This is a genomic window from uncultured Chloroflexus sp., from assembly GCF_938091255.1.
Classification (GTDB): domain Bacteria; phylum Chloroflexota; class Chloroflexia; order Chloroflexales; family Chloroflexaceae; genus Chloroflexus.
On sequence record NZ_CALLJH010000003.1, the window covers coordinates 57478 to 77382 of the forward strand.

General features: G+C 59.1%; 18 protein-coding genes. 14 read left to right on the forward strand and 4 right to left on the reverse strand.

All coding sequences use genetic code 11. The features are described from left to right. The first annotated feature begins 45 nt into the window (after window positions 1-45). From Q1A00_RS01895 to Q1A00_RS01920, 6 genes are all read left to right on the forward strand, one after another. Complete coding sequence (locus tag Q1A00_RS01895; protein ID WP_298404152.1) at window positions 46-1329, forward strand: Glu/Leu/Phe/Val dehydrogenase; 1284 nt, start codon at window positions 46-48, stop codon at window positions 1327-1329. 181 nt (window positions 1330-1510) lie between these two features. Further along, entirely contained in the window at window positions 1511-1729 is a 219-nt protein-coding gene (locus Q1A00_RS01900; RefSeq protein ID WP_298404149.1) for a YtxH domain-containing protein, read from the forward strand. 142 nt (window positions 1730-1871) lie between these two features. Next, window positions 1872-2579, forward strand: a complete 708-nt coding sequence (locus Q1A00_RS01905; protein WP_298404146.1) for a zinc metallopeptidase — start codon at window positions 1872-1874, stop codon at window positions 2577-2579. Window positions 2580-2582: 3 nt separating this feature from the next. After that, window positions 2583-2723, forward strand: a complete 141-nt coding sequence (locus tag Q1A00_RS01910; protein ID WP_298404143.1) for a hypothetical protein — start codon at window positions 2583-2585, stop codon at window positions 2721-2723. Window positions 2724-2785: 62 nt separating this feature from the next. Further along, entirely contained in the window at window positions 2786-3415 is a 630-nt protein-coding gene (gene udk, locus Q1A00_RS01915) for a uridine kinase (protein WP_298404254.1), read from the forward strand. A 71-nt stretch (window positions 3416-3486) separates the two neighbouring features. Then, a complete protein-coding gene (locus tag Q1A00_RS01920) occupies window positions 3487-4404 on the forward strand; it encodes a DUF2156 domain-containing protein (protein WP_298404140.1) in 918 nt (305 codons plus the stop codon). On the opposite strand, the gene Q1A00_RS01925 is transcribed toward Q1A00_RS01920, so the two are convergent. After that, window positions 4382-4909 carry a dual specificity protein phosphatase gene (locus tag Q1A00_RS01925; protein ID WP_298404137.1) on the reverse strand — a complete coding sequence of 176 codons (528 nt, stop codon included), beginning with the start codon at window positions 4907-4909 and terminating at the stop codon, window positions 4382-4384. The two genes, Q1A00_RS01920 and Q1A00_RS01925, sit on opposite strands and share 23 nt — an antisense overlap. Window positions 4910-4964: 55 nt before the next feature. On the opposite strand from Q1A00_RS01925, the gene Q1A00_RS01930 reads away from it, so the two are divergent. Continuing rightward, window positions 4965-5849, forward strand: coding sequence for a GNAT family N-acetyltransferase (locus Q1A00_RS01930; RefSeq protein WP_298404135.1), 885 nt, complete (start codon window positions 4965-4967; stop codon window positions 5847-5849). Window positions 5850-5861: 12 nt separating this feature from the next. Beyond that, window positions 5862-6425, forward strand: coding sequence for an SH3 domain-containing protein (locus Q1A00_RS01935; RefSeq protein WP_298404133.1), 564 nt, complete (start codon window positions 5862-5864; stop codon window positions 6423-6425). Between the two features lie 14 nt (window positions 6426-6439). Here the strand turns inward: Q1A00_RS01935 and Q1A00_RS01940 are convergent, their stop codons facing one another. Together Q1A00_RS01940 and Q1A00_RS01945 are read right to left on the reverse strand one after the other, a co-directional pair. Continuing rightward, window positions 6440-7573, reverse strand: a complete 1134-nt coding sequence (locus tag Q1A00_RS01940; RefSeq protein WP_298404131.1) for a glycosyltransferase family 1 protein — start codon at window positions 7571-7573, stop codon at window positions 6440-6442. A gap of 79 nt (window positions 7574-7652) precedes the next feature. Continuing rightward, complete coding sequence (locus tag Q1A00_RS01945; RefSeq protein ID WP_298404128.1) at window positions 7653-8363, reverse strand: helix-turn-helix transcriptional regulator; 711 nt, start codon at window positions 8361-8363, stop codon at window positions 7653-7655. 234 nt (window positions 8364-8597) lie between these two features. Between Q1A00_RS01945 and Q1A00_RS01950 the strand changes: the two genes are divergently transcribed. The 4 genes from Q1A00_RS01950 to Q1A00_RS01965 all read left to right on the forward strand — a co-directional run bounded on the left by Q1A00_RS01950 (window position 8598) and on the right by Q1A00_RS01965 (window position 15132). Then, entirely contained in the window at window positions 8598-10640 is a 2043-nt protein-coding gene (locus Q1A00_RS01950; protein WP_298482512.1) for a S9 family peptidase, read from the forward strand. 173 nt (window positions 10641-10813) lie between these two features. After that, window positions 10814-11245, forward strand: coding sequence for a MarR family winged helix-turn-helix transcriptional regulator (locus tag Q1A00_RS01955; protein WP_298404122.1), 432 nt, complete (start codon window positions 10814-10816; stop codon window positions 11243-11245). Window positions 11246-11314: 69 nt separating this feature from the next. After that, window positions 11315-13240, forward strand: coding sequence for an ABC transporter ATP-binding protein (locus tag Q1A00_RS01960; protein WP_298404119.1), 1926 nt, complete (start codon window positions 11315-11317; stop codon window positions 13238-13240). Continuing rightward, entirely contained in the window at window positions 13237-15132 is a 1896-nt protein-coding gene (locus Q1A00_RS01965; protein WP_298404116.1) for an ABC transporter ATP-binding protein, read from the forward strand. The genes Q1A00_RS01960 and Q1A00_RS01965 overlap by 4 nt, the downstream gene beginning before the upstream one ends. A gap of 201 nt (window positions 15133-15333) precedes the next feature. Here Q1A00_RS01965 and Q1A00_RS01970 read toward each other — a convergent pair whose 3' ends face one another. Continuing rightward, entirely contained in the window at window positions 15334-18060 is a 2727-nt protein-coding gene (locus Q1A00_RS01970) for a clostripain-related cysteine peptidase (RefSeq protein ID WP_298404114.1), read from the reverse strand. 25 nt (window positions 18061-18085) lie between these two features. On the opposite strand from Q1A00_RS01970, the gene gatA reads away from it, so the two are divergent. Then, a complete protein-coding gene (gatA, locus tag Q1A00_RS01975; RefSeq protein ID WP_298404111.1) occupies window positions 18086-19546 on the forward strand; it encodes an Asp-tRNA(Asn)/Glu-tRNA(Gln) amidotransferase subunit GatA in 1461 nt (486 codons plus the stop codon). A 103-nt stretch (window positions 19547-19649) separates the two neighbouring features. Beyond that, window positions 19650-19895, forward strand: coding sequence for a 30S ribosomal protein S18 (gene rpsR / locus Q1A00_RS01980; protein WP_066787774.1), 246 nt, complete (start codon window positions 19650-19652; stop codon window positions 19893-19895). Window positions 19896-19905: the final 10 nt, after the last annotated feature.

Consider the following 19905-nt stretch of genomic DNA (forward strand, 5'->3'; position numbering starts at 1 on the left):
CGGCCAGTGCTGGCCGCCCTTACTCATCGGAGAGGGGTCAACATCATGGTGATGACTGACGTAGCACATACTGCTGCGCCCTCTGAGGGCGCCGATCTGCTGAGCACCGTCCAGCAACAATTTGACGAAGCCGCCGATCTGCTCGATCTGCCGGCCCGCCTCCGTGGTATCTTGCGCGCCCCTCAGCGCGAACTGACCGTCAACTTTCCCGTCAAACGCGATGATGGCCGTATCGAAGTATTCCAAGGGTTCCGCGTCCAACACAATCTGGCCCGCGGCCCAACGAAGGGCGGCATCCGGTACCATCCGGCAGTCACGCTTGACGAGACGCGCGCATTGGCGATGTTAATGACGTGGAAGTGCGCATTAGCCGGCCTACCCTACGGCGGCGCCAAAGGCGCGGTAATTGTCGATCCCAAACAGCTCTCGCTTGGCGAGATCGAGCGGCTAACCCGCCGTTTCGCCACCGAAATCAGCGTCGTCATCGGCCCTGAGCGCGACATTCCCGCGCCTGACATTGGCACCAATCCACAGGTGATGGCGTGGATTATGGACACCATTTCGATGCATCAGGGCCATACTGTGCCAGCAGTCGTCACCGGCAAGCCGATCAACATTGGCGGCTCGGAAGGCCGACTTGAGGCGACCGGACGTGGGTTGACGTATGTACTCACGACCGCATCACAGCATCTTGGCTTGACGATTCCAGAGATCCGGCTCGCTATTCAGGGGTGTGGCAACGTTGGCTCAACCGTGGCGCGGGAAGCCGTCGCGTTAGGTATGAAAGTCGTCGCCTTGAGCGATAGCCGTGGCGGAGTCTACAATCCGCACGGCCTCGACGTCGAAGCAGTGCTGGCACACAAAGCGCTCACCGGCAGCGTGGCCGGCGCAGCGAACGCCGACTCGTTGACCAACGAGGAGTTGCTTGAAATTGAGTGTGATGTGCTGGTACCAGCGGCGTTGAGCGGTGTGATTACGACCCAAAACGCCAGCCGTATCAAAGCGCAGATCATCGCCGAAGCGGCGAATGGCCCGACCACTAAAGCCGCCGATGCCATTTTGTACGACCGCGGCTGCCTCGTGATACCCGACATTCTGGCCAACGCCGGTGGTGTCACGGTTAGCTACTTCGAGTGGGTGCAAGGATTGCAAGAGTTCTTCTGGAGCGAACGCGAGGTCAATGCCCAGTTGCGCCGGGTCATGACCAACGCCTTGCAGCAGGTGTTGCGCGTCTCGGCAGAGCGGCAAGTTGATTTGCGTACCGCCGCCTACATGCTGGCGATCCAGCGGGTGGGTGACGCGGTGACCACGCGCGGGATCTATCCGTAGCGCCATCAGGCCGCACACAGGTGTGGCCGGTAAACGACAGCCTACGATGCGCCATGACTCAGTGGCATATCGTTCTAGCTTGATAAGAGCGATCGCTTGGGAGTGCGGCAGTTTGACTGCCGCACTCTATATAGTATGATTGGATACAGGAGTAAGCATCACCGTAAAGAGTAGAGTTTCTATGGATGACCTCGATGCCATGATTGACAGCCTGATACCGCACCGCACCAGTGGCCGACGCTTCATAACCGGCTTGCTGCTGGGACTGATCGGCGGCGGCGCTGCAGCGGCCCTATTGATGCCCCGTAGCGGGCCGGCGCTCCGCGCATGGTTGGCCGAACGCGCCCAAGCGTGGCTGGGACAGGCTCGCAACACACTGACCGGCGAGCAACCCTTATGATGTGAACGCGCGACCCTGACTGCCAGCCTCATCATTTTTGCAAAACTCAAACATTTCACCAACACCCGCCTCATGCAAGAGAGTGGTATACTGAGCACAGCAGCGGACAAGTACCGCATCTCAACGTTCAAAGGAGGTGCCTATGCCATTCTTCTTCGATCCAACCTATCTGCTCTTTGCGGTGCCAGCGATGCTCTTCGCCCTCTGGGCCCAATTTCAGGTCCAGTCGGCCTTTAATAAATGGTCGCAGGTCGCCAACATGCGGCGGCTGAATGGCTTTGATGTTGCGCGTATCTTGATGCGGAATGAAGGCCTTGATCATGTCGGCGTTGAAACCATTCCCGGCATGTTGACCGACCACTACGATCCTGCGAGCAAGGTCATTCGCCTCTCGGAAGGATCGGTGCAACCGTCGGTAGCCGCTATGGCGATCGTTGCCCACGAGTTGGGTCACGCCGCGCAAGACAAAGAAGGCTATGCGTGGTTGCGCGTGCGATCGGGCATCGTTGGGTTCGCCAACATCGGCTCGCAACTCGGCACATGGCTGTTCTTTATCGGTATGTTGCTCGGCGCCGGCGGCGGCAGCCAGTTCGGTTTCCAACTAGCGGTCGTTGGCGTGATCTTATTTAGTGCAGCGGTTGCCTTTACACTGGTGACGCTGCCGGTTGAATTCAACGCCAGCGCACGCGCGCGCGAAATGCTCCAGCGCGCCGGGTTGGTGACGGTGCAAGAGGCGGCAGGGGTGAATGCCGTGCTCAACGCGGCAGCGCTGACCTATGTGGCGGCGGCAGCGCAAGCGATCGCGCAGTTGCTTTACTTCGTGACGATTTTGATGCGACGGAGGGATTAACGCATGACAGAGGAAGAACTGCGCCGAAAGTTGGTGCATGGCTTGATCAGCCTTGTGTTGAGTTTGGTAGCCGCGTGGTTAGCGACCTATTTGACGAACAAGATTTTAGGCGAGCCATCAAAACCGGAGTCGCAGACGGCGTAGAGGCATTGTAGGGGGAGAGCCTTGCTCTGCCCCTATGATGCTCTTTTTTTGATGTTTGTATGATAAATACCAACCCCATCATTATCGGCGTCGCCGGCGGCAGCGCCAGCGGCAAAACGAGTGTTGCACAGGCGATTTTGCAACGAGTCGGCGCCGACCGCATTGCTCACATCGATCACGATCGTTACTACAAAGACCTTAGCCATCTGCCACTCGCCGAACGGGCTAAATTCAATTTTGATCATCCTAATGCGCTCGACAATGATCTGTTAGTTGCCCATCTCGATGCCCTGTGCACTGGACAAGCGATCGATCTGCCGACCTATGACTATGCCACCTATGTACGCCTGCCGCAAACCGAGCGGATCGAACCGCGTCCAGTTATCTTGGTCGAAGGCATCTTAATCTTTTACGAACCGGTGTTGCGCCGCCGGATGCATATCAAACTGTTTGTCGATACTGACTCCGACCTTCGCTTCATCCGCCGGCTGCGCCGGGATATTGCCGAGCGCGGACGTTCGGTTGATTCGGTGATTGAGCAATATCTGGCGACGGTACGCCCAATGCATCTCGAGTTTGTCGAACCGACGAAGCGGTACGCCGATGTGATTTTCCCCGGTGGCGGACGCAATCCGATCGCAATTGATATGGTCGTGGCGCGGATCGAAGCTGCCTTGCAAGCAAATGCTTGACGCAATTTGCAACCAAGCGCAAACTACATACGAGAGCAATTCGATCATTCTAGCGCCGGTTACGAGCCACTATGCCGTTGAGCCTGCTGTCTGAAAGCGATGAGCTGCCACTAAGCTGGACGCGCGCCGCCCTTGCTACACCGCGCGTCCAACGGGTGCGGTTGCCGTTGTCTGGCTTTACGTGGCTGGCTTACGCCACTGTGCCGGCGAACGGCCATTTCAGCACCCTTCACCATGAGCACGGCCAGCATGCCCGCCTACTGTTGCGCGGCTGCCCGGCAGGGTTAGCGCAACGGTTGGCCCGCGCCGGCTGGGAAACAGTGCGGGTTGGCATAGAAGGCGTGATCGATCTCGCTGGCGAGAGCTTGCAGCGGCGCTCTGTGCGCAAAATGGCGCGCGCCGCCGCCCGCTTTGGCAGCGTCCATGAAATCCCGTGGAGCCCAACCGCTGTTGCCCGGTTGCGCTGGCTGGCCCGCGAAGCGCGTCACGGCCAGCGTCCGCAGCTTCGCTATCTCTTTCGCACAACGTTTGAACCGGAAACGCGCCTGTTTGTCTTCATCGACCACGATGGGCACTGGCAAGGCGCGGTATTGCTTACCCAGCCCTCTCCCACTGCCGCGGTCACCGAATTGATGCTACGCCGGCCACACGCGCCATCGGGGGTCATGGAAGCAATCTTTGCCACAGCCGGCCATCAACTTCGCAGCGAAGGCTGCCAGACTCTCAGTCTCAATGAAGCGCCCTTCCGCCATCTTGAGACCAATTTGCGCCCGCTCGAATGGCTCATTACACTCGCCGGCAGGCAAATGGCCGCCGTGTATGATGCTGATGGCCTGTACCGATTTAAAGCTAAGTTTGCGCCTCACTGGCGCCCCGTCTACCTTTGCGCCCGGCCACGCCTGCCGTTGTTGGCGCTCGTTGATCTCTTTACCGTATCGGGATGCTTGGAGCTAGCTGCCAGCGGTCTCAATCGCCGGCAGGCGGCGTAGCGCGACTACTGTGGTGGCGCTGGCGTAAGAGCCGCTCATACTCGCGCAAGCGCCCTAGTTGCCGGCGATTAGGGCGAATAATGGGGCGCGCGATGCGCAATGTTGCCAGCGCTGCGCGATGCTCTAGCCCATGGCGCGCCATCAGATAGGCTGCCGCCATCAGCGGCGCCCGGCCTACGCCTGCATGGCAATGGACGAAGACCGGCAGACCATCGCCAATGGCATGGGCTATAAAATGCACCCCTTCATCGAGTTGCTCAATGGTTGGCGGATGAAAATCCGGCACTAAGAGGCGCAAACTGCGCGTGGGCAACGGCCCTCTAAACACGTCAGCCCGTTCGGCTTGCAACGAAAGGACTGCGCGTACCCCTAGCGCGTAAATTGCCGGCCACTGCTGCGGATGAAATTGTCCGCCGACAAACAGCATCGGCGTAATCGGGGTAATGTTCAGGCCAAAGAATCGTTGCCACTGCGTGGAAAAATACTGGCGCACCCGGTTGATCATTACGCTTCTCTGGTACAATACAATTTCAGACCTCTATGTGTATGGTAGCACAAGTATGTGGCCGTTTCGCAAACCAGTTGATCTCAGCGCAGCGATTGTCCGGCCAAGCCAGCCGGCCGACGTCACAGCGGTCAGCCATCTCTTCAACGCCGCCAGCCGCCGCTTTTCCGCCGCCGCCGGCAGCGAACTTTACAACGCGGTGGAAGAAGGGCGAGCAGTTGTCATGCAGCTTGAACGCGAGGTGTTGGCGGCGGCAATGCTTGGCCGACCTATTCATCATATTGCCTGGCTGCGTGCATTCGCAGTGAGCGAACGGCTCCAACCTCGCGAAGCATTAGCGCGAGTCGCGCCTGCACTCGAACAGCTCGCTCGCAAACAGGCAATTACCTCCCTCTATTATGCCGGCGATGATCAGTCGGATCAGTGGCTGTGCCCGCTGCTAGAGCAAGCCGGTTACTACCATCAAACGGATGTCGTCGTCTATGAAAAACGCGACTGGGAAATTCCCGCCCATGGCAATAGCGATGTGCAAGTTCGCCCTGTCCAAGCCGTTGATCTAGCCGAAGTGCTGCAACTCGACGTGCGTTGCTTTGAACCGCAATGGGTCAAAGACGAAAGCATTCTCGCGCCGGCCATCGCCGATGGGTCGTTTTTCGTGGTAGCTGAACTCAACGGCCAGATCGCGGGATACAGTTATGCCACCAGCCATTTTGGCGGCCGATTGGTACACTTGGTGCGGATCGCGGTCGATCCTAATGTGCGCGGACGCGGCATCGGTGTACGATTACTGGCCGAATTCGTCGCCTACGCGGCTGAAACCGGCGCCGGGTTGCTCACTCTCAACACACAAGCGTACAACCACCATGCCCAGCGGCTGTATCGCTGGTTTGGCTTTACGCCTACCGGTGAACGCCAGCCGGTGCTATGCCGCTGGTTGTAGAGAGGGAGAACCGTGCCACCGAAAACCGATCCGCGCGACTGGAATCGGCTGTTTGAACGCCGCCAACGCCGGCGTGGCCCGCTCAGCGCTCTCATTGCAGCGCTTGTGATTGGGATGATCATCGTTGGTCTGATCGGGATCACGCCCTTTATCAGCGACCAACTGGAAACGAACCGAGCCATTGCCCGCCAAACCCAAATCGCGCTGCAAACTCGTGAGGCGCGGGCAACCGCTCAGCAAGCAGCCACACAGAGCGCCATCCCAGCGGTTACAGCAACGCCAGCGCCAACGGCAACCGCAACACCTACACCGACGCCAGAGTCGATCATTGGTCGCGCGCGCGTCATTAACGGCGGCAATATCCGGCGTGAACCGCGCGTTGCCGCTGAAACGGTGATAGGGCAAGTGTGTGTGGGAGATCGGGTGGTGTTGCTAGAAGAGCAGGTGACCAACGGCGCCAACCGTTGGTACCGGTTGCGCGTGGTAGAAACCGTAGGCAACTGCGTTCTCGAACGGGTGAGCGCCGGCACAGAGGGGTGGGTGAATGCCTTGCTGCTAAGCGTGCCCGAACCGTAGGAACTGACAATAGATTACCGCGCACTGGCTGCTGCCTGCTCGTACACTGCCAGCGTTGCTTGCGCCGTCGCGCGCCATGAGAATAGCGCCGCCCGGCGCAACCCGCGCTGGCGCAGCAATTCACGCAGATCGCGCGAGCGGAGTACGCGCAAAATACCCTCGGCGATCTCGTGCATACTGTGCGGATCAACCGTTAGTGCAGCTTCATCAACCACCTCTGGTAAGCTGCCGGCGTAAGCGCAAACTACCGGGACGCCGCACGCCATAGCTTCAAGCGGCGGCAAGCCAAAGCCTTCATACGACGAGGGAAACACAAACAACAAGGCCCCGCTGTAGAGTGCTGGCAGATCGGCTTCGGCAACATTCGCCAACCCTGTGACCCGGTCGCTTAAGCCGCGTTCAGCGGCAATCGCCATTGGCAGCGGATAGCGCCGGTCAAATTTGCCGGCAATCACCAGCACTGCATCGGCAAATGCCGCCGGCAACTCAGGCAGGACCCGTTCCCATGCGCGCACAAGGCGATCAATATTCTTGTGCGGCTTGTTCGAGCCGACGTACAACACATAGTGACGCGGCAAAGCGTAGCGCATCCGCACCTCGGTAATCTCATCAACCGGCTGCGGAGCAAAAACCGGCGCTGCGGCCAGTGGCGTCACTGCGATCTGGTCGCGCGGAATGCGGAGATGAAAGGCCAAATCATCACGCGAAACCGTCGAGATGGTAATCAGCTTGCGCGCACTCTGGGCAGCGAGCCGCAATGACCAGCGGTAGAAACGCCGCCCACGTGAGCTCAGCGTGTGCGGGTAGCGCAACGGCAAGACATCATAGATAGTTACCACCGAGGGGCAGGGCAGCAGATACGGTTTGACAATGTAGGGCGAATGCAAGAGATCGAGACGCAACCGGCGCGCCAACAACGGTATCTCAAGCTGCTGACCCAGCGCAAAAGGGCCGCTCCGCACGGTGATGTATTCGGTGACAGCATTGGATAGCGGCGGTAATGCTTGCCCGGCATTGACCAACACCAACAACCGATGAGGCGCACAATGTTCGCTTAAAGCTGGCAAGAGCGCGGTGATATAACGGCCAATGCCGGGGAAGTGGTCGCTGGCATAGCGAGCATCAAAACCGATGCGAAGCGGGGACATAGAAATAGAAACAAAGTGTGATCAGGCTATTAGGGCTGGTTTGAAACCCACCCTAACACCTGACCTTACACCCATCCCCCTAGATCCCTTCAGCCAGCAACGACGCGATATAGGTTAACGTCGCGCGACGACCTTGAGGATGCAAGCGCCGCCACAGATTGAGCAGGCGCTGCTCGGTGTACGCATTAATCACTGCCTCGTCGGTCATCGTATCAACCACCGGCGTGGCCACCGCATTGGCCGGCGCAGAAGCCGGCGCAGAGTTAACTGCTGCCGAAGAGGCAGCGCTCACCGGCTCATGGCTCGGCGCCGGCGGCAACACAACGCCACGCTGGCTCAATTCAGTCGCAATGATAAGTCGAGCCACTTCCAGCGAATCAGCGCCCAACACTTCGGCGAGTTTCATCGCGTTATCGGGGTCGGGCGTGGTTTGGCCGTTGATATAGTTTTTCATCGCACTGTCGCTGATCTTGGTAGCGGTACAGAGGCTCGCGCGCGTGAACCGGCCTTGTATCTGCTCTTTCAACCACGCACCGAAGGTTTGCCCGGCGTAAGGCAATAATTCAGAACGTTCACGGACTTCACTAGCGGGCATATTCAAGACTTCCGCCATTTGCTCAACGGTTTTGCTACGCATCCGTGAACGTGCGCCTGCTTCAAACAGGTATGAGCGTAAAGTAGCCACACTGAGACCCAACATCCTAGCAAAATCGACCAGCGATGTTCGCCGTTGCATCGCGGCATGGAATAAGAGCACCGAAAGCGGCGTCTTTTGATCGGACGTGCTCACCGGAGGCAATCCTTTCGTTATCAGCAGTTCTCATCCTATGATTACACAAGAAATTGTGAAAACCTCTTTAATTACACTCGCTATTGTAAGATTATAGTTGGATGTCGCTAAAATGTCAAGGTTTATGTTATGGTCATTTGATAATTTCTGACAAAAATATCAAAGTGACATGATTAGAGAAGTGTGTTACAATAGCAAGCAATTGACACCGGTTTCATAATTGCAGGACCGCTCATGACAACCCCAACCCCTAGTCGCTTTACGATCGACGACCTCTACGAGCTGGGATGGCTGGAAGACCCGCGCCTTAGCCCTGATGGACGTATGGCAGCAGCTATATGGGTTACTGTCGATCGGGTAAACAATGGCTATCGCCGCCAGATCGTGGTGGTTCCAACCGCTGGCGGGCCGCTGCGCCGGTTTACGCGCGGCAAGCAGGATCGCCAGCCGCGCTGGAGTCCCGATAGTAAGTGGTTGGCATTCGTCTCAGACCGCGACGATGAGCGGGGCCAGATTTACGTTATACCGGTTGATGGCGGCGAGGCCCGCCAAGTCACCAGTATGCCCAACGGCGCCAGCGATCCAGCGTGGAGCCCGGACGGACGATGGATCGCGTTCCTTTCATCAGTGAACGCCGAAGAGCAAGCACGAGAAGATAGCGGTGAACTGCCGCCGCCGCCGACTGATGCGTGGGAGGCCCGTCGCGCGCGTGAGCAGCGCCAGCACGACGAGGAGCTGCGCAATGATCCACGGGTGGTGACGAAGTTGCCGTACCGCAGCGGCACGACTTATTTCGATGATCGCCGGCGGCATATTTATGTGATTGAGATCGGCGACGAAGACACACCGGCTACTCCGCGCCGCCTGACGTCCGGCGATCTCCACTACAGCGCACCGGTCTGGATGCCCGCTGGCGATGCGCTCCTTAGCACTGCGACTCGCGACCCTGAAGCCGACTCGCTCTTTGCCTATTATGATGTGATGCGCATTCCGCTTGATGGATCGTTGCCGCAGGCACTGACCAGCCCCGGCTTTTCGTACTTTGACCCACAACCCTCGCCCGATGGCAGCCAAATTGCCTTTTTGCGCCTGAATGAGGCACGACTGCTCGGTGAAGGCCGGCGGGTAGCGATCGTTCCCGCTGAGGGAGGCGAACCGCACGATCTCACCGCGCATACTGACCTGAATATAGCGCAATTCCACTGGCAACCTGACGGGCAAGGCGTGTTGTTTAGCGCCGGTTGGCGCGGCGATGCCCACGTCTACCAGATCGGGTTACCGGGCACGCCGACCTACCGCAATGGGATGACGCTGGTAGGCGGGCCGCGCATCGTCAGCGAATTTGATGTGGGGCGTGATGGCAGTATCGCATTTGTCGCCGGCAGCCCTGCCAATCCGTGCGATCTCTACTTCCGCAGCGCCGATGGTCACGAGCGCCGGTTGACGGCAATCAACGACCGGCTCCTCAGCCAACGGATCATCATGCCGATCGAGGAATTGCTCTACCTTGCGCCTGACGGCAGCGAAGTGCAAGGCTGGGTGCTGCACCCGCCCGATTTCGATCCGACCCACCGCTATCCATTGGCGGTCTATATCCACGGCGGGCCGCATGTGATGTGGGGGCCGGGCTTTCGTTCGATGTGGCACGAATGGCAAACAGCGGCGGCGCGGGGGTATGTGGTCTTCTTCTGCAACCCGCGCGGCAGCGAGGGTTACGGCGAACTCTGGCGAGATGCCATCCGCGGCAATTGGGGTGAAGCTGACGCACCTGATATTTTGGCCGGGATTGACACCCTCGTCGTTCGCGGCTCTATCGACCCCGACCGCATCGCCGTCACTGGCGGTTCGTATGGCGGCTATATGACGGCATGGCTAATCGGCCACGACGATCGCTTTGCCTGTGCCGTCGCTGCGCGCGGCGTCTACAATCTGCTGACCCAGCACAGTACCAGTGATGCGCACGAGCTGATCGAGATCGAGTTCGGTGGCTACCCATGGGAGCTGTATGAAGAATTGTGGGATCATTCCCCATTGGCGCATGCTCACAAGATTCAAACACCGCTGCTGCTCTTGCACAGCGAGCTCGACTACCGTGTGCCGATCAGCGAGGCTGAACAGCTCTTCGCCATCCTCCGCCGCCAAAAGAAGGTGGTGGAACTGGTGCGCTACCCGCGCGAAGGCCATGAACTGACCCGCAGCGGTGAACCGCGCCACCGCGCCGACCACATGCGGCGGACGTTGGAATGGTTTGACCGGTATTGCCGGCGGGAATCATAGATACCGGTCACGTTATGATCGTGGAGACGCACGTCGGTGCGGCTCTACCAACCGCCCCGCGCTCTCCTGTACAGGTATAGCAGCGCTGTGCCCTTTCCTCCATTTCTCATTTGACACAGCAATCATTTCCGCCGTATCATACCCTTAGTTTGTCTAACTAATTGTTTTGACCTATGGATCAAATCACCATCGCCAATGCCCAGCGCCTGATCCAATTGATCGACTGCATGCGGGCCAATCAACCGCGTAGTCCCCTCTTCCAGCAGCTCGGCGAGTGGGGATTGTCGATGTCGCATATGCGCTTGCTCGGTTTGTTAGCGCCTGATCGCGAGCTGTCGATGCGCGAATTAGCCGAGGCGCTCGGGATTACGCCACCGTCGTTGACCGCCCTCAGCCGCCGGCTGGTGCAGAACGGCTTGGTCGAACGCCGTCCGCATCCCGACGACAGCCGGATCACGCTGCTGGCCCTGAGCGAGGCCGGGTGCAAACTCCATCGCGATCTTGAAACGGAACGGCTAGGGCACATGGCGCGGTTGTTGGCCGGCTTAAGCCATGCCGAACAGCAGCTCTTTCTCGATTTGCTAGAGCGCGCGATGCGCACCTGACCCGACCAACGACTCGCCTCCTTCACCGAAAGTGAGAGGATTCAGCAACCATGCCAGCAGGAAACGTCTATGCAAGCTAATCGTGCCGCCCAACTACCGACCAATCGGCCCAATCCCGGCGCGCTGATCCGCGCCATTCGCTATCTCGGTAAGCAACGCCGCACCGTGATGATCGCCTACAGCGCGTTGGTGATCGCGACGCTGGCACAACTGGCCGTGCCGCAATTGGTGCAGAACATGATCGATGCGGTCACGCGCAGCATCACCGCTACCCGCATCCTCACCGAAGTGCCGGCGGCATTTCAGGCTGCCGCGGCCGCACAACTCGGCCTTACCATCGAGCAATTGCAGCGCGATGCCAACAACGCTGAAGGTTTGGTGATTAACGCGGCCTTGCTGATTTTAGTCTTCGCCGTGATGCGCGGCGTCTTTTCGTTTTTGCAATCGTTTATGGCTGAACAAACATCGCACGGGTTGGCCTTCGACCTGCGCAACGCAATCTTTAGCAAGATCCAGCGCATGTCGTTCAGCTTCTACGACCGCAACCAGACTGGGCAGCTCATGGTGCGTGCTACCGACGATGTCGAGCGGGTGCGCACCTTTGTTGCGCAGGGGTTGGTGTTGGTCGCCCAATCGTTTTTGCTCCTCACCGGCGCGCTGATCGTGCTCGCATTTACGAACTGGCAACTGACGCTAGTGATCTTGCCGATCCTGCCGATTGCACTGGCCGTCTTTGTCGTCTTTGGCCGCCTGAGCCAACCGTTGTTCGGGGAAGTACAGGCGCGACTGGCCCGGCTCAACACGATTTTGCAAGAGAATGTCGCCGGGATTAAGGTGGTCAAAGCGTTTACCCGCGAACCTTACGAAGAGCAACGGTTCGATCGAGCGGCAACGGCGCTGATGGAACAGCAGATCAAGGTCAACCGCATCTTCGCCTTTCTGTTCCCGGTGGTGTTTCTGATTGCCCAGCTCGGCCAAGCGGCGATCCTCTACTTTGGCGGCCAGCAGATCCTCAATGGCACGCTAGAGTTGGGCCAGTACCAGAAGTTTAGCCTCTATCTGGTGTACGTCTTCTTCCCGCTCGGCCAGCTCGGTTTTATCATCGCGCTGCTGGCGCAAGCCGGCGCGTCGGCGGCCCGCATTTTCGAGGTGCTCGATACCGAAAGCGAAATTGTCGAACGCCCGAATGCGATCGTCTTACCGCCCTTGCAAGGGCGGGTCGAGTTCCGCAATGTCACCTTCCGCTACTTCAACAGCAGCGCACCGGTGTTGCAAGATGTCAGCTTTGTAGTTGAACCGGGTCAAACTGTGGCTCTGCTCGGCGCCACTGGCAGCGGCAAAACTTCGATCATCAATCTGATCCCGCGCTTCTACGATGTGAGCGAGGGGGCAGTACTGATCGACGGCTACGATGTGCGCGAGGTGACGATTGACAGCCTGCGCAGCCAGATCGGGATTGTGTTGCAAGAGACGAACTTGTTTAGCGGCACGATTCGCGAAAATATCGCCTTTGGCCGCCCTGACGCCAGCGACGAAGAGGTGATCGCGGCGGCGAAAGCGGCGGCGGCGCACGACTTTATCATGAGTTTTCCCGACGGCTACCAGACACGGGTTGGCGAGCGGGGCACGACACTATCGGGTGGTCAGAAACAACGCATTGCTATTGCCCGCGCGCTGCTGCTCAATCCGCGCTTGCTCATCCTCGACGACAGCACCAGCAATGTGGATGTCGCGACTGAGGCACTGATCCAGCGCGCCCTTGATCGGCTCATGCGCGGGCGCACCAGCTTTGTGATTGCCCAGCGGATCAGTACGGTGCGCAATGCCGATCTGATCCTCGTGCTCGATAAAGGGCGTTTGGTCGCCAGCGGCACCCACGCCGATCTGCTAGAAAACAGCCCGATCTATGCCGAAATCTACGCTTCCCAGTTGATCGAAGACGCCCCCTTGCCGTCACCAAACGGCCAGCTTGGCGAAGGAGCATCCACGCTATGATGGGAGGATTTGGCGGCCCTAGCCGCATGCTCAATACCGAGGTGCAAAAGCCAAAGAATGTATTGGCGACGATCGCTCGCTTCTGGCCCTATTTCCGGCCCTATTGGTTTGCAGTAGCGCTAACGCTGATCTTTATCACGGCTAGCGCCCAGTTGCAGGTGATAGCACCTGAACTGATCGGGCAAGCGGTGGACTGTTACCTCTTCCCGCGCGCCGATGCCTGCTGGTACACGAACGTCAATCCCACCGCGACTATCACCGACCGGATGGGAGGGTTAGCCGGCTTAACCGGCTGGTTATTGGTACTCTTCATCGGCGGCGCTTTCCTGCAAGGGTTGGCCTTCTTTAGTATGAACTGGACTGGCCAGCGCGCTTTGCGCCAGATTCGCGAAGATGTCTTCGCTCATATCCACCGGCTCTCGCTTGGCTATTTCTCTCGCAACGAGGCCGGCAACGTTATGAGCCGCATCACCAGCGATACCGACACCATCCAGCAGACACTCAGCTTTGCCTTGTTGAGCGTTGTCAACGGCCTCTTGCAAATCGGGCTGACGATCAATGCGATGGTGCAGAGCAATCTACCCTACGCCCTGATCAGCCTGAGCGTCGTGCCGTTTATGATCCTCGCGACGTTTTACTTCTCAACCCAAGCCCGGCGCGCGTTTCGTACCAGCCGCCAGCAGATGGGGAACGTCAATGCCGGTCTGCAAGAGAGCATCGCCGGCGCGCGCGAGGTGCAGGCGTTCAACCGCGAAGCCGAGAGTATTGCCCAATTCGAACGAGCGAATGCCGCGAACCGTGATGCCAATATTCGCGCCGCCAGCTTCACCAGCGCGCTTAACCCGGTGCTGGAAGCGTTAGGCTATGTCGCGATCGCAATTGTGGTTGTGGTGGGTGCGCTCAGCGCACTGCGCAACACCCCCCTCTTCGGTACGGCAATCATCTCGCTCGGCACCATTTTTGCGTTTATCCAATATGTACAACGCTTTAACCAGCCCATCCAACAGATCGCTACCCTTTGGACAAACGTGCAGAACGCGATTGCCGGCGGCGAGCGCATTTTTGGCCTGCTCGACGTACAGCCCGATCTGGTTGATGCAGACAACGCCCGCCCGCTGCCTCCGATTAAAGGCCGGGTCGTATTCGATCACGTCTGGGCCGAATACAAACCGGGCCAGCCGGTATTGCGCGACGTGAGCTTCGTGGCTGAGCCGGGCCAGACGATTGCTATCGTTGGGCCAACCGGCGCCGGCAAGACGACGCTGGTCAACCTGATCCCGCGTTTCTACGACGTAAGCGCGGGCAGCGTCACGATTGACGGCTACGACGTGCGCGAGGTGACGTCCGCTAGCCTGCGTTCGCAGATCGGAATCGTGCTGCAAGACACCTTCCTGTTTGCCGATACCGTGCTGAACAACATCCGCTATGGCCGGCTCGAGGCCAGCGACGAGGAGGTCATCGCGGTGGCCAAACTGGTTGGCGCGCACGAATTCATCGAGCGGTTGCCCGACGGCTACCAGACGATGCTCGGCGAACGGGGTACTGGTCTCAGCCAAGGCCAACGCCAATTGATCGCGATTGCCCGCGCCGCACTGGCCAATCCACGCATCTTAATCCTCGACGAAGCGACCAGCAGCGTCGATACTCGTACCGAGCGGATCATCCAGCGCGCCTTTGACCAGATGCTGGTCGGACGCACAAGTTTCGTGATTGCCCACCGGCTCAGCACCATCCGCAACGCCGATCTGGTGCTAATGGTCAAAGACGGTCAGATTGTCGAGCGCGGCAGCCATTACGAGCTATTGGCCCAGCGCGGCGCGTATTACGAGCTGTACCGGCAGCAATTCACCGCTGGTGAAGGTGCAGACGTGGAACCGGCCCGGGTGGGGTAGAGTAGGAGTAGCAATCATCACGCGCCGCGCGCGGGTAGAGCAACGCTCTGTCCGCGCGCGGTGCAGCAATCTCCTGCGAGCACAGCAACAAGCCCTCAGCGTCCACTCTCGCCCAAGCAGAAGCGCCCTTGCAATGACAACAGGTCACCCCCAAGCAACAACAACCAGTTGACCACGACCGGCCGCATCGTACCCAACCAATCACCGGATCACAATCGGCAGATACCGATCGTAGGCAATCGGGAACCCGGCAATCAGTGGCAACCCTGTGCCACCAGCAGGCGCAGCCGTCACCCCTCCCACCCCGACAGGCCGATCAACGGTGAGATAACGGCGCAGAAAACGGCTCCACGCATCGGTTTGGCCGCGGTAGAGCAAGCGTTCAACGTAAAGCGGCTGGGATCCAAACAGCGAGTGGTGGGGGAAGAACTCAGCTAAACCGCCGCCGGGAGGCAACGTAGACACACCGGGGACGCCAGATGCTTGCCGGCGGGCGTTGATCACGAAGGGTGTTGAACCGCCAAGCACAGCCGTCAGCGCCGCATTTGCCGTCAGCACAGGGGCTAATGCGCTGGCTTGCAAAGCGGGAGCAGAGGCCAAAGCTGCTGTGAAATCACCGAGATCGAGGAAGGCATCTTCCGGCACATAATACCGGTCGCCGATCGTATCACGCATCATATCGGCCAAGCCATTGCCCGACGAGTCGTAGATAGTACTGGCCGCGCGCACCTCACCTAATGCTTGCTGGATGACAGTACCACGTTCATTCAACACCCGCGCAAGCTCGGCAGCTAGCGCATCACGTGCCGTTTGCACCGCACTGGCGTGCGCAAGATCGAACGCGGCCAGCGCATACTCGCGCAATACTCCATCGGCACGTGACGCCGCCGCATACAGCACCGGCACATCACTCGCCACCGCGCGCGGATCATTGCCATCGGTCGCGGCCAGCCGGTTCAACACCTGACGCAACCATGGCGTGCGCCAGATCTGGCCGGGTGGCGCGACCAGATAATCGGCGGCAGGGGCCAAGGCCAAGGCTGTGGTAAGATTAGCCGTCAACGGCGCTTGCATCAGCACAAGATTGATCCGTTTACCGCTCGCATTGGTAGCAGCAGTGAGCGCCGATCCCACATCAGCGATGCTCATCGCCGGTTGGTTGGCCGTCGTCTCATCGCTCCCAAACCCCAACGCCGGATGAGCCGGCCCCACCAGCACCAGCATCGTGCGACTGGCCGGGAACTTCTGTAAACCTTTCGCAACAAACTCGCGCAACGTCGCCGGGTCAGCGCTGTTGGGTTCGAGTTGCTGCCGGCAATCCACAGCACTTCCGCGCAGAGCACAGATCTCCCCGCCAGTGTTGCCATATCCATCGTAGAAGGTCACAATCGAGATATTCGGATAGGATGCCGCCAATGCCTTTAACCGCGCCAGCTCAAAGGCTGGCTGCGCCACCGCGCTCATCCGCGCTAGATCACCAAGCGCATTATCCGCAGCCACGTAGATCAGCACCGTCCAACTAGCCGGCGCTGCATCTGCCGGCCAGCCTTCATCGTTGGCCGGTTGGGTAGGTAACGTGCGTGGCGCCGGCAAGAAGGTAATCGTATGCTCAGCAAAGCTATAGCCATAGGCTGGATGGGCGGCGGTGCCGCGCGGATCACGCACGATGGCATACCAACGATACGGATAGCCGTAGCGAAGCCGGAATGTAGCAAAACTGGCTGGAACAAGGTCAAAAAAAGGCTCAGTCGCAGTCAAAACCGGGCTGCACAACTGGGAAGGCAAGCCCGTTTCGGACACGAGCAGCGCCGGATCATACAGACAAATCTGGTAGGTTTCACCCTCGATCCCACGTGGCTCAATTTCCAACCGCACCGGAGAGTCATCGGCCAACACCACTGTAGCATTGGGTGGTGGATCGACCAACCGCACGGTGCTCAGCTCAAGATCGAGATTGGACACTTCTTGCCCAGCAGTAAGGGTGGTAATGACCGGCCCAGCCAGCACCCCCAGCCGGCGATCATCACGGGCCGGAGCAAGTGGCTGATTGGCAAACCAAACTTGATAGGCAGCACCGGCAGGCAACGGCGGCACGCTGAACTGATAACGAAAGCCATCTTCCGCTGGCGTGACTTGAGCCGTTGCGACCACCTGCCGCCTGTTGCCATCGTAACGCAGCAGTAACACATGCGTATCGTTCAGAGCAGATGCTGTGCGATTGCGCTGCGTCACCCGCCCGCTGAGCGTTGCGACGGTGCGCGCACACACCTGTGCTTCAATGTTATCAAAGGAGATGTTAATCGCCGTGCCATCATTCACACCGCGCAACGTAATGACCAATTGCGCCGCGCCCTCCTTAGCTAATGGCGCAATATCCGTAGCAGCCCATGTAAAGCTGCGCCAAATACCGTCAGCCCTTCCACTCAGCGATAGATCGACGGCGAAAATGCGACCCGATGGAGTCGGGTCATTAGGCAAGTTCAGCGATAGCGTCACCGTATCGTTCGGCCCCAATGCGCCGGGTGGTATCCGGTACCGCAGCGAACCAATGATCTGCTCGGCAGTCGCCGGTACGGTGAAGGTTTGGCCAAAAGCATCGACATCAACACTGCCATCGCTATCGCCATCGTCATCTTCGATCAGGAAGATCGCTTGCGGCGGCGAAAAGACCTGTGCGACCTCGGTGGTAAAGTTCACCTGACTGCGTATCGCACGCCAAGGCGATTCTGATGGCCCAAGGCTGATCGCCGGATCGGCCAGCGCATCGGTGCAGAGCATCAAATTAGCCAGCTCAGGCGGTGGATCATAGACCGCCTCGATCTGCGGTGGGATGAGACCGATGAGGAATCCAACGCAGAGCAACAGCGCGATCAGGCGCTGCCTCACCGTCAAACGCTGCACTGAAGTCTGGTACAATAAAGCGACCATGCGCCACAACTCCGCTGGAGGCGATATGACCGAAGTCTCTCATCTTACCGTAAGTACCGCTCAAGCTGCATTGGCAGCCGGCGAGATCACAGCGGTAGAACTCACCGAAGCTTATCTCGCGCGGATCAACGCTACTGAACCACAGATTCGCGCCTTCCTGCATCTTACCCCCGACACCGCCCTTGCCGCGGCACGCGCTGCTGATGAACGGCGGCGAAAAGGCCAGCCACTCGGCCCGCTCGACGGCATCCCAATCGGGATCAAAGATGTCATCTGCACCAACGGCGTGCCGACAACTGCCGGTTCGCGCATCTTGGCCGGCTTTCGCCCACCCTACAACGCCACTGTCATCGAGCGGCTGCTTGCCGGCGGCGCAGTGCTGATCGGCAAACTCAACTGCGATGAGTTTGCTATGGGTTCCAGCACTGAAAACAGCGCTTACCAGATCACCACCAACCCGTGGGACACCAGCCGGGTGCCGGGTGGCAGTAGCGGCGGCAGCGCGGCGGCAGTCGCCGCTGGCCAAGTACCGGCCACGCTCGGTACCGACACCGGCGGCTCGATCCGGCAACCGGCGGCCTTGTGCGGTATCAGCGGCCTCAAACCGACGTATGGCCGGGTCAGCCGGTATGGTCTGATCGCCTACGGCTCATCGCTCGATCAGATCGGGCCAATGGCGTGGACAGTGACGGATCTGGCTATGATCATGAACGTGATTGCAGGCCACGATCCGCGTGACGGTACGAGCGCTCCCCTGCCCATCCCTGATTACACAGCAGCGTTGACCGGCGATCTGCGCGGGCTGCGGATCGGGATTCCCCGCGAATACTTCGTGGAGGGTATGGAACCGGGAGTAGAAGCCGCCACCCGCGCAGCTATCGAGGCGCTGCGCGAACAAGGTGCGACATTGGTCGAGGTGTCGCTGCCGCACACTAAATATGCTTTGCCTACATACTACATCATCGCCCCCGCCGAGGCTAGTGCCAATTTGGCCCGATTCGACGGCGTGCGCTACGGCTTCCGCGCCGAGGGTGAAACAATGTGGGAGCAGATCGAGCAGACGCGCGGGCAAGGGTTTGGCCCCGAAGTGCGCCGGCGGATCATGCTCGGCACCTATGCGCTCTCAGCCGGCTACTACGATGCCTACTACCGGCGTGCGCAACAAGTGCGCACCTTGATCAAGCGCGATTTCGATCAGGTGTTTGCCGAGGTAGATCTCTTGGCCACACCCACCTCGCCTACGGTGGCCTTCCCCATTGGCCAAAAGATCAACGATCCACTAGCGATGTATCTCAGCGACGTTTGCACCTTGCCAATTAACCTCGCCGGCGTACCGGCGCTGGTTGTACCGTGCGGTTTTAGCGACGGATTGCCAGTAGGTCTGCAATTGATCGGGAAGCCATTTGACGAAACCACGTTACTGCGAGTTGGCGATGCGTATCAACGCATCACCGATTGGCATACTCGCCGGCCAGCGTTGGCATAAGCGCATTCCTTGCACTACATACCCGCAGATTGTGGTATACTAAAAGGCGGTTTATGAAAACTCGACCGGTCAGTATTGGATTATTTAAGGAGAGACATCATCAATGAGCCGTTCGCGAGGGGTTGGGCGGCCACGAGCGCGCCGCCGCGAGTGTGAGTTTACCAAGTTGGGTATTGTGCCCGACTATAAAGATGTCAAGCGTCTGCAGAAGTATCTGACTGCGCAGGGCAAGATCCTGCCGCGGCGCCGTACCGGCGTGTCGGCCAAGATGCAACGCCGGTTGGCAGTTGCTATCAAGCGCGCGCGCCATCTGGCGCTGTTGCCGGCAGCGCCGGCGCATACGCGCTAAGCGATTAGTC